Genomic DNA, 12,310 nt, shown 5'->3' on the forward strand with positions numbered 1-12,310 from the left:
AGAGCACAGTCGCGGTTCCCCGGTGCGCTCTGAACAAACTCGCCGGGCCGCCCCGAGAGCGCCCCCAGACCTGCCGCGTTCGCGTCAGCCCCCCCGAGGGGGATGAGGCCCGCGGCTCCAAGCTGCCCTGCGGCAGCTTGGACGGAGTCGAATCCGAGCGGCTTGCAAGCCGCGAGGTGGACAAGAAAACTTGGGGCGGCCCTGCGTTTTCTCATGAGTTTCTTGCCCCTCGAGGGGAGAGCCGAGCGAAGCGACGGGTTTCGGGGGGGTCGCTTCAGGCGCCAACAAGACAACAAAACAACGCGCAAAACGCTAAAAACGCACATGCTGCGTCGGACGCCTGCGCGCTCGGCTTAATATGCGGCTGGTTGAGCACGATCCTCCGGCACGTTGGCGCCGATCGGGGCGCAGTCATGCAGATCCGGAAGGCATGGATCGGCTCAACTTTTTAGCGGGCCGGACTGTCCAGCCCGCAATCCATGACAACGGTGAATCTGCACGGCGCGCAGCGATCCCCAACGGGCCGCTGACACGCCAGTGGATAACAAGCTCAACTTCTCGGAGTGCACTCAATATGACCACTGCAAAACCCGCGGCAAAAAAGGCGGCCGCCGCTAAAACAACCCGTCAGCCCAGCGCGGCGTTCATGAAACCGCTCACCCCTTCGGCGCATCTGGCCGCCGTCGTGGGCACCACGCCGCTGCCGCGCACCGAAGTGGTGAAAAAACTGTGGGAATACATCAAGAAGCACAATCTGCAAGACGCAGCGAACAAGCGCATGATCAACGCAGATGCCAAGCTCAAGCCGATTTTCGGCAAGGATCAGGTCAGCATGTTCGAAATGACCAAACTGGTCAGCGCGCATCTGAAATGAGTTGACCACACCACGGGCCGAAAACGCCCGCGGTCCAGGCCCGGCGCAGCCGGGCTTTTTCATGCGCATTCATCATGTCGTTCAAAGCTCTTGCCACCCGTTCTCTCTGTGCCCGCTTGCTGGTCTGCGCCCTGCTCGCTGCCGCCTGCGCGCTGCCAGCGCAGGCCCGCTCGCCTCAAGCCCTCGCCCTGCCGACACAGGCCGCTGTCTCCAGCGCCTTCTCGCCTTCGGGCGGCGCGCTGGCGCTGGTGCTGCAGGCCATCGATCAGGCGCATAGCAGCATTCAGATGGCCGCTTATCTGTTCACCTCGTCCGACGTGGCCCGCGCGCTGGTCCAGGCGAAAAAACGCGGCGTGCAAGTGCAGGTGCTGGTGGACTGGAAAAGCAATTTCGATGAAGACGCCCGCTACGCGCGGCACGCGCTGGGCATTCTGCGCAACGCGGGCATTGCCGTGCGCTCGGTCGACGTCTATCCCATCTTTCACGACAAATACATGGTGATCGACCGGCGCACGGTGCAGACCGGCAGCTTCAACTACACCTACTCCGCGGCGCATCGCAATGCCGAGAACGTCTTGGTGATGTGGAATGCGCCCGAGCTGGCTGCGCAGTATCTGGCCGACTGGCAACGCAACTGGGCGCTGAGCCAGCCGGTTGTGTTGCCGTATTGAACCCGGATTGTTTGCGAATACCCGGAATTGCCGTGAGGCGCGCGGGGTTGCATGCCGCAGGGCTTGAGCGGCCTAAAATCGGTTTTCTGTATTTGTTTTGAATTTCTTTTGTAGGCGCCTTCATGAAACCCCTGTCCAAATCGCTTATCGCCGTCATCGTGCTGGCCGTTCTGGCTGTGGGCGGCTATCTCGGATGGTCGGCGCTGGATCAAAAACCCGAGGCGCCCAACGCGAGCTTCAGCCTGCTCGACGGCAAAACGGTCGATCTTTCGGCTTATCGCGGCAAGGTGGTGCTGGTGAATTTCTGGGCAACGAGCTGCACCACTTGCGTGGGGGAAATGCCCGAGCTGGTGAAGACCTACGACCAGCTCAACCCCAAAGGCTTCGACCTCGTGGCCGTGGCCATGAGCTACGACAACCCTGAGTTTGTGCGCAACTTTGTGCAGCAGCGCCAGCTACCGTTCACCGTGGCCTTCGATGCCAGCGGGCAGGCGGCCAAGGCCTTCAAGGATGTGCGCTTGACGCCGACGAGCTTTCTGATCGACAAGTCGGGCCACATCGTCAAGCAGTACGTCGGCACGCCCAACTTCGCCGAGCTGCACCAACTCATCGACAATCTGCTGGCGCGGCAGGCTTGAGCCCCGGTTTCACACCGGCGCCCGCTGCGGCTGGGTGAAATGGTGTTTTAAATAGTCCAGCCACAGGCGCAGCCGCAAGGGCTGATGCTTGCGCTGGGTGAAGACCGCGAAGATGCCGTTGGGCGGCGCGGCAAAGTCTTCTAGAAGCGCCACGAGCTTGCCTTGCTCCAGACTGGCGCCCACTTCCCACAGCGAACGCCAGGCGATGCCCCGGCCTTCGAGACACCACTGGTGCAGCACGGCGCCATCGGTGCAGTCCATGCGACCCGCCACGCGCACATGCAGGATCTCGCCCTCGGCCTGGAACATCCAGCCGCGCGGCTGGCTGCTCACGGAGGAATACGCCAGGCATTGGTGACGGGCGAGATCGGACGGTGTGGCCGGAGTGCCGTGACGTTGCAGATAACTGGGCGCGGCCACGCACACGCGCCGGTTGTCGGCCAGCCGCAGACTGACCAGCGAAGAATCGGCCAGATCGCCCACGCGCACGGCGCAGTCGTAGCCCTCGTTGACCAGATCGACCAGACGATCGGTCAGGTCGAGCGACAGACTCACCTCGGGATGCTGGTCGAGAAACCCGGGAATCAGCGGCGCGATGTGGCGGCGGCCAAAACCCGCCGGCGCGGTAATGCGCAGATGGCCGCTGGCCTTCACTCCGCCCGCGCTCACGCTGGCCTCGGCGTTCTGCAGCTCGGCCAGCAGGCGCTGGCAATCTTCGAGAAAGGCGCTGCCCTCGTCGGTCAGGCTGATGCGCCGGGTGGTGCGCAACAGCAGCTTGACGCCCAAGCGCGCTTCCAGCGCATCGATGCGACGGCCAATGATGGCTGGCGCCACGCCTTCGGCATGCGCCGCAGCGGTCAGACTTCCTTTGGTCGCCACCGCGACAAAAGTCTCCAACTGTTTGAGTTTGTCCATGCTCGCCGGAAATTGGGTCGGTAAAAGTCATCAATCTAGCGCATGTTCGGCGCCAGCCGGATAGATTTATGCCGCGGTGCAGCATAAACTCTGAGCATCCCAAAAAGATGGGCGGCTGCCGACGCGCTGCGCAATCCGTTGCGACGCGGCAGCTGCAAACCTTCACCCAAACTCACGGAGATCGCCAAATGACAACCCCTTCCGCCCCTCAGGGCGTCACCTTGAACGCCCCGCTGCAGCCGGGCTTCGACCGCATCCTCACTCCTGACGCGCTAGCCTTCGTCGCCCAGTTGCACCGTGCTTTCGAGCCGCGTCGTCAGGCCCTGCTGACGGCCCGTGCGGCCCGCACTGCCCGCCTCGACGCCGGTGAAAAGCCCGATTTCCTCGCCGAGACTCGGGCGGTGCGCGACGGCGACTGGAAAATCGCCCCGCTGCCCCAGGCGCTGCAGCGTCGCCGCGTGGAGATCACCGGCCCGGTGGATCGCAAGATGATCATCAACGCCTTCAACTCGGGCGCCGACAGCTATATGGCCGACTTCGAGGACGCCAACACGCCAAACTGGGCCAACCAGATCGAAGGGCAGATCAATCTGTTCGACGCCATTCGCCGCACCATCCATCTGGAGCAGAACGGCAAGACTTACGCGCTGGGCGACACCATCGCCACCCTGCAGGTTCGCCCGCGCGGCTGGCATCTGGACGAAAAACATCTGCTGGTGGACGGCCAGCGGGTGAGCGGCAGCCTGTTCGATTTCGGGCTGTTCTTTTTCCACAACGCCCGCGAGCTGATCGCGCGCGGCGCTGGCCCCTACTTTTATCTGCCCAAGATGGAAAGCCATCTGGAAGCGCGGTTGTGGAACGAGGTTTTCGTGCTGGCGCAGAACACCCTGGGCCTGCCGCAGGGCTCCATCAAGGCCACCGTGCTGGTGGAAACCATCCTCGCCGCGTTCGAGATGGACGAGATTCTGTTTGAGTTGCGCGAGCATAGCGCCGGGCTGAACGCGGGCCGGTGGGATTACATTTTCAGCGCCATCAAGAAGTTCAAAGTGGATCACGACTTCTGCCTGGCCGACCGTTCGCAGATCACCATGACGGTGCCGTTCATGCGCGCCTACGCCCTGCTGCTGCTCAAGACCTGCCACAAGCGCGGCGCGCCGGCCATTGGCGGCATGAGCGCGCTCATCCCCATCAAGAACGACGCGGAGAAAAACGCCAAGGCCATGGAGGGCATCCGCATGGACAAGCGCCGCGACGCCACCGACGGCTACGACGGTGGCTGGGTGGCGCATCCGGGGCTGGTGTCGGTGGCGATGGAAGAGTTCGTCGCCGTGCTCGGCGACGCGCCCAACCAGATCGGCAAGACTCGCGACGATGTCAATGTGGGCGCCGCCGACTTGCTGGACTTCCGCCCGGAAGCCCCCATCACCGAAGCCGGGCTGCGCAACAACATCAATGTCGGCATTCACTACCTCGGCGCGTGGCTGGCGGGCAGCGGCGCCGTGCCCATCCACAACCTGATGGAAGACGCCGCCACCGCCGAAATCTCGCGCAGCCAGGTGTGGCAATGGATTCAGAGCCCCAAGGGCGTGCTGAGCGACGGCCGCAAAGTCACTGCCGATCTGGTGCGCGCGATCATCCCGGAAGAACTCGCCAAGGTCAAAGCCACCGGCGCGACGGGTCAGTTCGACAAGGCCGCGCAGATCTTCGAGCAGATGGCCACTAGCGCCACGTTCACCGACTTCCTCACCCTGCCGCTGTATGAGGAACTGAGCTGAACGCACTATCGGGCCAGTAATAACCAATAGCCCCTGCACAGCCGCCCACCCTGGCGGCTGTTTTACATTTTGGCCCGTACGGCGCAGACGATCCTGCGGAAAGTAGCGTTGGAAAAATACATCGCTAGGAAAACCGGGGGATTTCCGACACCAAGGCAGCGCAAAATGCGATCTCACGTTCGATGCTGAAGAAGGGTTGACCCTCCGCAGCGCGTTCACTCACGGCCCCTTCATGCCCCACACCCTCACCATCGTCCAGTGGCTGCTGCTGGCAGTGGCTGTGCAGCAGGTCGTGTTCTCCACGGCCTGGCTGGCGGTGGCCCGGCTGGCGGGGCTGGCGCGCCAGAGCGCCTACTACTGGGGAGCGTTCTGCGGGCTGGGCGCGCTGTCCATCCTGCTGCTGGCTTTGCGCGGCAATGTGCCGCAAGTGCTGGGCTATCAGCTGGCGGATGTGCTGCTCGTCATCTCGGCCACGGCGGCGCGACGGGCCAGCGAACTGTTTTTCGACCGGCCGGGCCGATTGCGGGAGCACGCGCTGATCATCGGTCTGGCGATTCTGGGCATCGGGCTGACGGGCACGTCCGTGGCGATGGAAGAGTGGCGCATTGCCATCGTCTGCCTGCTCATCGCCTGGATCGCGGCCCGCGGCGTCTGGGGCGTGCACGCCAGCATGGCGCAGGAATTCGGACGCCCCGTCACCTTGCTGCTGCATGGCCCCACCCTGTTCATTGCGGCCACGCTGCTGTGGCGCGCCTTTGCCGTGTTCACTGGCAACGGCCAGGCGCTGGACTACCGCGAGGATGGCCTGCTCAACGAATTGCTCACTCTCACGCTGCTGCCCGTCGCCTCGTTTCTCAGCCTGATCTACGGCGGTATGCTGATGGCCCGGTTGGTACGCAGACTGCACGATCTGGCGCTGAAAGACCCGCTCACCGGGCTGCTCAACCGGCGGGCCGCGCAACAGTTGCTGGAGCGCGAATGGGCGTCTTACCGCCACAAAGACCTGCCGTTTTGCGTGCTGATGATCGACATCGATCATTTCAAGCGCATCAACGACGAATACGGCCACGCCGTGGGCGACCGGGTGCTGACCGGCCTGGCCACGCTGCTGCGCGAAGGCACGCGGCCAACCGATCATGTGGCGCGCATGGGCGGCGAAGAGTTTCTGGTGTTTCTGCCGCAAACCGAACTGCCCTCGGCGCAAGCCGCGGCAGAAGACAGCGCTTTCGACGATCTGCTGATTCGCGCCGACCGTGCGCTGTACGCAGCCAAATCGGCCGGGCGCAACCGCGTGCATCTGGCCGACCCCTTCGTGGACGAAGTCACCAGCCTCGCGACGGCTTAAAACCCGATCACGCCATTTGTGCACGACCCAGCGGACATGCCCGCACAGCGCGCGCGTGGATTTGGAGCCGCGCTGCAATGCGCCAGTGCGCAGATCTAGCATCTGGCTTCGACAAAAAAAGAGATCCCCATGCATATCCGTTCCCTGAAAGATCAAGTCGCCGTCATCACCGGCGCCTCTAGTGGTATTGGCGCAGCCGCCGCGCGCGCTTTGGTGGCCGAAGGAATGTCCGTCGTGCTCGCGGCGCGCTCTGCCGACAAGCTCAAGACCCTCGCTGATGAACTGGGCAGCCGCGCCCTGGTCGTCGCCACCGATGTGGGCGACGAAGGTCAGGTGCAGCAGTTGTTCGAAACGGTCAAAACCCGGTTCGGCGGCCTGGACCTGTTGTTCAACAACGCGGGCGTGGGTTATCACGGCGCCTTCGAGCACGGCCGCACCGAGGAGTGGAAGGCCACCATCGACGCCAATCTCTGGGGGGTGCTGTATTGCACGCGCGCAGCCATACCGCTGTTGCGTGGCCGCCCCGGCGCGATGATCAACACGGTTTCCAGCGTGGGCGGGCGGCGCGGCATTGAAGGTTGGGCCGTCTACAACGCCACCAAGTTCGCCGTCGTGGGCCTACACGACGCGCTGCGCAAGGAGCTGGGGCCAGAGGGCATCCGGGTTTCTCTGATCGAGCCCGGGGCGGTGTACACCGACTGGGGCCACAACGTTCCGGAAGATCAAATGAAGGCCCGGCGCGATGCCATCGAAGCCCTGCATGCCGACGACATCGCCCAAGCGCTGCTCTACGCCTTCGCCCAGCCGCCGCATGTCAACCCGCAGGAACTGCTGATCCTGCCGACCAAACAGGTTTCGCCATGAGTGCCGTGCTCGACCCCGCTGCCCCCGCATTGCTGCGCGCCGACTTTTCCCGCGCTGAAGTGGTGGACACGACCGCCCTGCCCTGGGTGGATTCGCCCGCAGTCGGCGTGCAGCGCAAATTGATCGAGCGTGACGGCGGTGAAGCCGCGCGCGCCACCTCGCTGGTGCGCTACGCGCCGGGCGCGCGTTTTGCCGCACACCTGCACCCGCTGGGCGAAGAAATTCTGGTGCTGCAAGGCACATTCGCCGATGAGCACGGCGTTTACCCGGTGGGCACTTATCTGAAAAACCCTCCCGGCTCGCGCCACGCGCCGTTCACCGAACAGGGCTGCACCCTGCTGGTGAAATTGCGTCACATGCAGCCCGACGATGGTGAGCGTGTGGTGATCGACACGCATCGCGCGCCCTGGCTGCCCGGTCTGGTGCAAGGGCTGAGCGTCAAACCCCTGTCCGACTTTGCGGGCGAGCATGCCGCGCTGGTGCAGTGGGCGCCCGGCACCGTGTTCACCGCGCATCGGCACTGGGGCGGGGAAGAAATCTATGTGATCGAAGGCGTGTTCGAAGACGAGCACGGCCGGTATCCGGCAGGCACCTGGATGCGCAGCCCGCACCTGAGCCAGCATGCCCCGTTCAGCCGGTCAGGCTGCACCATTTTCGTGAAAGTGGGCCATCTGCCGGAACAGGGCTGATACCGCCCGGTCGCGCGGCTTGTTGCATACTTGCAGGCATGACCGCTCATCGCCATCACCATCAGGAAGCCTTGTCGCATGCCGAAGCCCTGTGCACCGCCCGGGGCGTGCGCCTCACCCCGCTGCGGCGTCGGGTGCTGGAGCTGGTGCAATCGCGCACCGAGGCGGTCAAGGCCTATGACCTGCTCGCGCAGTTGTCCACCGAGGATCACGCGGCCAAGCCGCCCACGGTGTATCGCGCCCTCGATTTCCTGCTGGAGCAGGGGCTGATTCACCGCGTCGATAGCCTGAACGCCTTTGTCGGCTGCAACCACCCCGACACGCCGCACGCCGCGCACCTGCTGCTATGCGCCCGCTGCGGCCGGGTGGAAGAACTGCAAAGCGACGCGGTGGATGCCGCCATTGCCAAGGCCGTAGCGGCCACCGGTTTTGTCGCCCGGCACGCGCGGCTGGAAGTGCAAGGGCTGTGCGCGGCCTGCGCCGCCGCAACCCAGGACGATTAGCGAAACGATTAGGGCTTGTTCAGCCCGCAGGCTTGAGGGTGTAAAGCCGGGCCAGCGTCAAACCTAGACCAAGCAGCGCGCCCAGCGTGAGCCACAGGCGCAGTTGCAAAAACCACGACGGCCACGGAAGCTGCTTGCGCAACATCACATCGGCCGCATAAGCAATGGCCAGGCCGATGAACAGCCCGGTCATGCCGTACACCCAGTTCGACGCCCAGGTCATGCGCCAGGCCCACAGCGGCAGCACCACGCCCCAGCCCAGCAGCAGCCAGGAGCGTTGCACCTGACCTTCGGGCAGCACCAGCGCTGCGCCCCAGTAGAGCGCGCCGAGAAACGCCAGAATGGCCGCAGCGTATTGCGCCTGAATCACCACCACGGCGGTCAGCGAGGTCTCGGGTGCAATCCACGCGGCAAGGCCCAGAGCGATAAAGGGAATGAGCCCGGCCAGGCCCAGCGCATAGGCGGGAAACTTCATCAGGCGATCTCCAGAACGAATGAATTTTGAACCCGGATTGTCGCTGCCGCGAACTCGCAGCGCGGTGCGCTGGCGCAAGAAATCGGTTCAGATACCGGCCGCATGCGCCTGCTGATCGGCGTGATAGCTGCTGCGCACCAACGCGCCGACGGCGGCGTGGGTGAACCCCATCGCCAGCGCTTCGCGCTCGAACATCGCGAAGGTGTCGGGGTGCACATAGCGCGCCACCGGCAGATGGTGCCCGGTGGGCGCGAGGTACTGGCCGATGGTGAGCATGTCGATGCCGTGCGCGCGCATGTCGCGCATCACGTCGAGAATTTCATCGTCGGTTTCGCCCAGACCCACCATCAGCCCGCTTTTGGTGGGAATGCCGGGATAGCGCGCCTTGAAATCGGCCAGCAGCTTGAGCGAGTGGGCGTAATCGGCGCCGGGACGGGCCTGTTTGTAGAGGCGCGGCACAGTCTCGAGGTTGTGATTCATCACATCAGGAAGCCCGGCGGCGAACAGATCGAGTGCCTTGTCGAGACGGCCGCGGAAATCGGGCACGAGCACTTCGATCTGCGTGGCGGGCGATAGCGCACGGGTCGTCTGGATGCAGTCGACGAAGTGTTGCGCGCCGCCGTCGCGCAGATCGTCGCGGTCCACGCTGGTGATGACCACATAGCGCAGCCGCATGGCCGCGATGGCCCGCGCCAGATTGCCGGGCTCTTCAGGGTCGAGCGGGTCGGGGCGGCCGTGGCCGACGTCGCAGAAGGGGCAACGGCGGGTGCATTTGTCACCCATGATCATGAAGGTGGCCGTGCCCTTGCCGAAACATTCGCCGATGTTGGGACAACTGGCCTCTTCGCACACGGTCACCAGCTTGTGCTCGCGCAACAACCCTTTGATGGCGTAGAACTGCGACGAAGGCGCCGCCGCCTTGACACGAATCCAGTCGGGCTTGCGCAGCGGTGCATCGCCAGCGGGCACGATTTTGATGGGAATGCGGGCGGTCTTGGCCTGCCCTTTCTGTTTGATCGTGGGGTCGGCAAGCGGTGGGGTCGGCGAGGTCATGTAAAAGGGCGCGGTAGGCGAAAAACGCTCAAGGCTTCATGGTAGGCCCGCCGCCCTGCGTCTGCCAGAGCGCGGCGAATTCCTCGGCAAAGGTTGCAGCGACTTGCTCCACGGCAGCATTCGCGCCCAGACTGGCCATGTCGAGGGTGCGCAGCCCGGCGTAGCCGCAGGGGTTGATCCAGGTGAACGGCTGCAGGTCCATCGCAACATTGATGGCCACGCCGTGATAGGTGCAACCGTTGCGCACCTTGAGCCCGAGGGCCGAGATCTTCTCGCTAGACGCGAGGTAGATGCCCGGCGCACCGGGGTGGCGCACCCCTTCGATGCTCCAATGCGCCAGGGTGCGGATCACCGCCTCCTCGATGCGCTGCACGGTTTCGCGCACCATCCAGCGGCGGCGGCGAATGTCGAGCAGCAGATAGATCACCGCCTGACCGGGGCCGTGATAGGTGATCTGCCCGCCGCGATCGGTCTGCACCACGGGAACGCCGTGCGCATCGAGCAGATGCTCGGGCCGACCGGCCTGGCCCTGCGTGAACACCGGCGGATGCTCCACGCCCCAGAGCTGGTCGGACGTCGCCGCGTCGCGCGCATCGGTCAGCGCCCGCATGGCTTGCCAGGTCGGCAGATAGTCCTGTCGGCCCAGCCATTGCCAATTCAAAACGTGCACGGCGGTGGGTTCTGCGTGGTTGGAGTTCATGCTAAGGTTGCGCTCAGTTGCGGCAGTCACACTATAAAAACAACAGGGAGATAAGCCCAAGACCGGCACTGAACCGGCATCAAATCCTTCGTTCGTCTTGGCTATTTGCTCGGCGCCGCGTGCGTCGGAGTTCTGGACGGCACGATTTGGATCCACTCTCAGGAATTGTCCTGCATCCGCATGAGTATCACTCCCCCCAGCCCTGTGAGCCCTGTGCGCGCCGGGCAGCAAATTCGCACCTTCCTGCGCGCCTGGGCACGCGACCCCATGGGTGTGGCCGCCGTGCTGCCCTCAGGGCGGCAGCTCAGCCAGAAAATGCTCAAGCCGCTTTCGCTGCTGCCCGAAAGTGATCCGGCCCAGCAGCGGGTGATCGAGCTCGGCGCGGGCACGGGCGCCTTCACCCGCGCGCTCATCGAGCACGGTTTGCACTGCGCCAATCTGCTGGTCGTCGAGCGCGACGCCTCGCTGCACGGTCTGCTGCGGCAGCGATTTCCTGATCTGCAGCTGATCCAGGCCGATGCCTGCGCGCTGCGAACCGCGGCACAGGCTTCGGGCTACCTGCTGGGCGGCCCGGCGGATGCGGTGATCAGCGGGCTGGGCCTGCTTTCCATGCCGCGCGCCACACAACGCTCCATTCTGAACGAGGCGTTTTCCGTACTCCGGCCCGGCGGTTGCTTCGTGCAGTTCACCTACGGTCATGCCAGCCCGGTTTCACGCGCCTTGCGCGAAGAACTCGGTCTGCAGGTGCGGCGCGCCGGGCTGGCCTGGCGCAACGCGCCGCCAGCCTCGGTTTTCGTTTATCAACGCGCTTTTACAGCCGCACACACCTTCAGCCCGCCGGACGCGACACAATAAATTCCCCGCGATTTCAGGACGCTTGCCGTGGCCGGATTTTTCGTCTCCGTCATCATTTATCCCTTTGCCGTTTATGGCCTGCGCCGGTTTTTCACCGAACGCCTGGGGATGGAAAACAACATCGGATTCCTGGTGTTTTTGCTCGCCAGCGTGGTGAGCTGGCTGGCTGCGGAAGCCGTGGGGCGGCTTTGATTCAGTCCGGCGCCGCAGGGTCGTCGAGCTGGCTGGGCGAAAAACCCGACTTCGGCCCCAGCATCTGCGCGCGGATGGCCGGGTGCATGGCGCTGACCAGGCGCGACATCGAAGTGAGTTTGTTCGATGTGTCGCGCAGATGCTCGGCCAAACGGCTGGCGATGCCCAGAGCGAGTCGCGCCGCCGTTGCGGGATGCTCGACCAGCAGCCGCTCCAGCGCATCGCGGCTGAGTTCGGCCAGGGCCACATCGGAATAGGCCACGCAACTCGCGCTGCGCGGCGCATCGAGCAAGACGCCCATTTCCCCGAACATCTGCCCGGCCTTGGCGATGGAAACCACCAGACTGTCGCCTTGGTGCTGCGGCGCTTTCTCCACACTCACCTCGCCATACAGCAGCATCAGAATGGTGCCGTCGTGCGTGTCGTCATCCTGCTGAATGAAGCGCGTGCCCGCCTGCATCCAGCGCACCTGCATCTGGTTGGCGATGAGTACGGCATCTTCCGCGGTCAGCCGGTGGCCGGGCTGACGCAGCAGCAACTGCGCAATGCGCGGCGCCCAGGTGGCGTGGACGGACTGCTGGGAAGGTCGGCGATCGGGCATGGCGATGGATGGGGTTACGAATGCATGGTAGGCCCGGTGCACCTCATTCCTATTGATATTTACAATAGTTCACTCCAAGGAGCGTTGCAGCGCCTGCCGCGAAGTGTGCGGCAGGGGTCAGGCTTGGGGTCTCAACGGCGCTCATCCCTTCTTCCCCTGC

Annotated in this window: 15 protein-coding genes and 1 riboswitch; of the genes, 10 read left to right on the top strand and 5 right to left on the bottom strand. The window is 64.3% G+C overall.

The genetic code is table 11. The features are described 5' to 3' along the window. Window positions 1–574: 574 nt before the first annotated feature. The 3 genes from B7X30_RS02860 to B7X30_RS02870 all read left to right on the top strand — a co-directional run bounded on the left by B7X30_RS02860 (window position 575) and on the right by B7X30_RS02870 (window position 2,183). Window positions 575–874, top strand: a complete 300-nt coding sequence (locus B7X30_RS02860; RefSeq protein WP_013107189.1) for an SWIB/MDM2 domain-containing protein — start codon at window positions 575–577, stop codon at window positions 872–874. 74 nt (window positions 875–948) lie between these two features. Further along, window positions 949–1,545: a phospholipase D family nuclease gene (locus B7X30_RS02865; RefSeq protein WP_286728890.1), complete on the top strand. Its 597-nt coding sequence runs from the start codon at window positions 949–951 to the stop codon at window positions 1,543–1,545. Between the two features lie 122 nt (window positions 1,546–1,667). Continuing rightward, a complete protein-coding gene (locus tag B7X30_RS02870) occupies window positions 1,668–2,183 on the top strand; it encodes a peroxiredoxin family protein (RefSeq protein ID WP_013107191.1) in 516 nt (171 codons plus the stop codon). A gap of 9 nt (window positions 2,184–2,192) precedes the next feature. On the opposite strand, the gene B7X30_RS02875 is transcribed toward B7X30_RS02870, so the two are convergent. After that, window positions 2,193–3,098, bottom strand: coding sequence for a LysR family transcriptional regulator (locus B7X30_RS02875; RefSeq protein WP_013107192.1), 906 nt, complete (start codon window positions 3,096–3,098; stop codon window positions 2,193–2,195). A 188-nt stretch (window positions 3,099–3,286) separates the two neighbouring features. Here B7X30_RS02875 and aceB point away from each other — a divergent pair, with 188 nt between their 5' ends. The 5 genes from aceB to B7X30_RS02900 all read left to right on the top strand — a co-directional run bounded on the left by aceB (window position 3,287) and on the right by B7X30_RS02900 (window position 8,274). Further along, on the top strand, window positions 3,287–4,873 hold the full coding sequence (gene aceB, locus B7X30_RS02880; RefSeq protein ID WP_286728891.1) for a malate synthase A: 1,587 nt from the start codon (window positions 3,287–3,289) through the stop codon (window positions 4,871–4,873). Between the two features lie 232 nt (window positions 4,874–5,105). Further along, window positions 5,106–6,218, top strand: coding sequence for a GGDEF domain-containing protein (locus B7X30_RS02885; protein ID WP_286728892.1), 1,113 nt, complete (start codon window positions 5,106–5,108; stop codon window positions 6,216–6,218). A 129-nt stretch (window positions 6,219–6,347) separates the two neighbouring features. Continuing rightward, complete coding sequence (locus B7X30_RS02890; protein ID WP_013124254.1) at window positions 6,348–7,082, top strand: SDR family oxidoreductase; 735 nt, start codon at window positions 6,348–6,350, stop codon at window positions 7,080–7,082. Next, window positions 7,079–7,771: a cupin domain-containing protein gene (locus B7X30_RS02895; protein WP_276729542.1), complete on the top strand. Its 693-nt coding sequence runs from the start codon at window positions 7,079–7,081 to the stop codon at window positions 7,769–7,771. The genes B7X30_RS02890 and B7X30_RS02895 overlap by 4 nt, the downstream gene beginning before the upstream one ends. A 38-nt stretch (window positions 7,772–7,809) precedes the next feature. After that, entirely contained in the window at window positions 7,810–8,274 is a 465-nt protein-coding gene (locus tag B7X30_RS02900; protein ID WP_286728896.1) for a transcriptional repressor, read from the top strand. A 19-nt stretch (window positions 8,275–8,293) separates the two neighbouring features. Here the strand turns inward: B7X30_RS02900 and B7X30_RS02905 are convergent, their stop codons facing one another. The 3 genes from B7X30_RS02905 to lipB all read right to left on the bottom strand — a co-directional run bounded on the left by B7X30_RS02905 (window position 8,294) and on the right by lipB (window position 10,502). Next, complete coding sequence (locus B7X30_RS02905) at window positions 8,294–8,749, bottom strand: DUF3429 domain-containing protein (protein ID WP_286728898.1); 456 nt, start codon at window positions 8,747–8,749, stop codon at window positions 8,294–8,296. Between the two features lie 87 nt (window positions 8,750–8,836). Continuing rightward, window positions 8,837–9,802, bottom strand: a complete 966-nt coding sequence (gene lipA, locus B7X30_RS02910; RefSeq protein ID WP_286728899.1) for a lipoyl synthase — start codon at window positions 9,800–9,802, stop codon at window positions 8,837–8,839. A gap of 28 nt (window positions 9,803–9,830) precedes the next feature. Then, window positions 9,831–10,502 carry a lipoyl(octanoyl) transferase LipB gene (gene lipB / locus B7X30_RS02915; RefSeq protein WP_286728900.1) on the bottom strand — a complete coding sequence of 224 codons (672 nt, stop codon included), beginning with the start codon at window positions 10,500–10,502 and terminating at the stop codon, window positions 9,831–9,833. Window positions 10,503–10,682: 180 nt separating this feature from the next. Between lipB and B7X30_RS02920 the strand changes: the two genes are divergently transcribed. Both B7X30_RS02920 and B7X30_RS02925 read left to right on the top strand, forming a co-directional pair. Continuing rightward, on the top strand, window positions 10,683–11,357 hold the full coding sequence (locus B7X30_RS02920) for a class I SAM-dependent methyltransferase (RefSeq protein ID WP_013107201.1): 675 nt from the start codon (window positions 10,683–10,685) through the stop codon (window positions 11,355–11,357). 27 nt (window positions 11,358–11,384) lie between these two features. Continuing rightward, window positions 11,385–11,549, top strand: coding sequence for a hypothetical protein (locus B7X30_RS02925; RefSeq protein WP_013107202.1), 165 nt, complete (start codon window positions 11,385–11,387; stop codon window positions 11,547–11,549). Between the two features lies 1 nt (window position 11,550). Here the strand turns inward: B7X30_RS02925 and B7X30_RS02930 are convergent, their stop codons facing one another. Further along, the gene (locus B7X30_RS02930; protein ID WP_013107203.1) at window positions 11,551–12,150 is read right to left on the bottom strand and encodes a Crp/Fnr family transcriptional regulator; all 600 of its coding nucleotides are present in this window, start codon (window positions 12,148–12,150) and stop codon (window positions 11,551–11,553) included. 70 nt (window positions 12,151–12,220) lie between these two features. Next, window positions 12,221–12,300, top strand: a riboswitch (S-adenosyl-L-homocysteine riboswitch). Window positions 12,301–12,310: the final 10 nt, after the last annotated feature.

It is taken from the genome of Thiomonas sp. 13-64-67, assembly GCF_002282795.1.
In the GTDB taxonomy this organism is placed as follows: domain Bacteria; phylum Pseudomonadota; class Gammaproteobacteria; order Burkholderiales; family Burkholderiaceae_C; genus Thiomonas; species Thiomonas arsenitoxydans.

Excerpts from the sequence above, each read along its gene's own strand:
- B7X30_RS02870 (WP_013107191.1), top strand. The coding sequence starts at position 1,668 with ATGAAACCCCTGTCCAAATCGCTTATCGCCGTCATCGTGCTGGCCGTT.
- B7X30_RS02875 (WP_013107192.1), bottom strand. The coding sequence starts at position 3,098 with ATGGACAAACTCAAACAGTTGGAGACTTTTGTCGCGGTGGCGACCAAA.
- lipB (WP_286728900.1), bottom strand. The coding sequence starts at position 10,502 with ATGAACTCCAACCACGCAGAACCCACCGCCGTGCACGTTTTGAATTGG.
- B7X30_RS02930 (WP_013107203.1), bottom strand. The coding sequence starts at position 12,150 with ATGCCCGATCGCCGACCTTCCCAGCAGTCCGTCCACGCCACCTGGGCG.
- lipA (WP_286728899.1), bottom strand. The coding sequence starts at position 9,802 with ATGACCTCGCCGACCCCACCGCTTGCCGACCCCACGATCAAACAGAAA.
- B7X30_RS02865 (WP_286728890.1), top strand. The coding sequence starts at position 949 with ATGTCGTTCAAAGCTCTTGCCACCCGTTCTCTCTGTGCCCGCTTGCTG.
- B7X30_RS02905 (WP_286728898.1), bottom strand. The coding sequence starts at position 8,749 with ATGAAGTTTCCCGCCTATGCGCTGGGCCTGGCCGGGCTCATTCCCTTT.
- B7X30_RS02920 (WP_013107201.1), top strand. The coding sequence starts at position 10,683 with ATGAGTATCACTCCCCCCAGCCCTGTGAGCCCTGTGCGCGCCGGGCAG.
- B7X30_RS02900 (WP_286728896.1), top strand. The coding sequence starts at position 7,810 with ATGACCGCTCATCGCCATCACCATCAGGAAGCCTTGTCGCATGCCGAA.
- B7X30_RS02860 (WP_013107189.1), top strand. The coding sequence starts at position 575 with ATGACCACTGCAAAACCCGCGGCAAAAAAGGCGGCCGCCGCTAAAACA.
- B7X30_RS02895 (WP_276729542.1), top strand. The coding sequence starts at position 7,079 with ATGAGTGCCGTGCTCGACCCCGCTGCCCCCGCATTGCTGCGCGCCGAC.
- aceB (WP_286728891.1), top strand. The coding sequence starts at position 3,287 with ATGACAACCCCTTCCGCCCCTCAGGGCGTCACCTTGAACGCCCCGCTG.
- B7X30_RS02890 (WP_013124254.1), top strand. The coding sequence starts at position 6,348 with ATGCATATCCGTTCCCTGAAAGATCAAGTCGCCGTCATCACCGGCGCC.
- B7X30_RS02885 (WP_286728892.1), top strand. The coding sequence starts at position 5,106 with ATGCCCCACACCCTCACCATCGTCCAGTGGCTGCTGCTGGCAGTGGCT.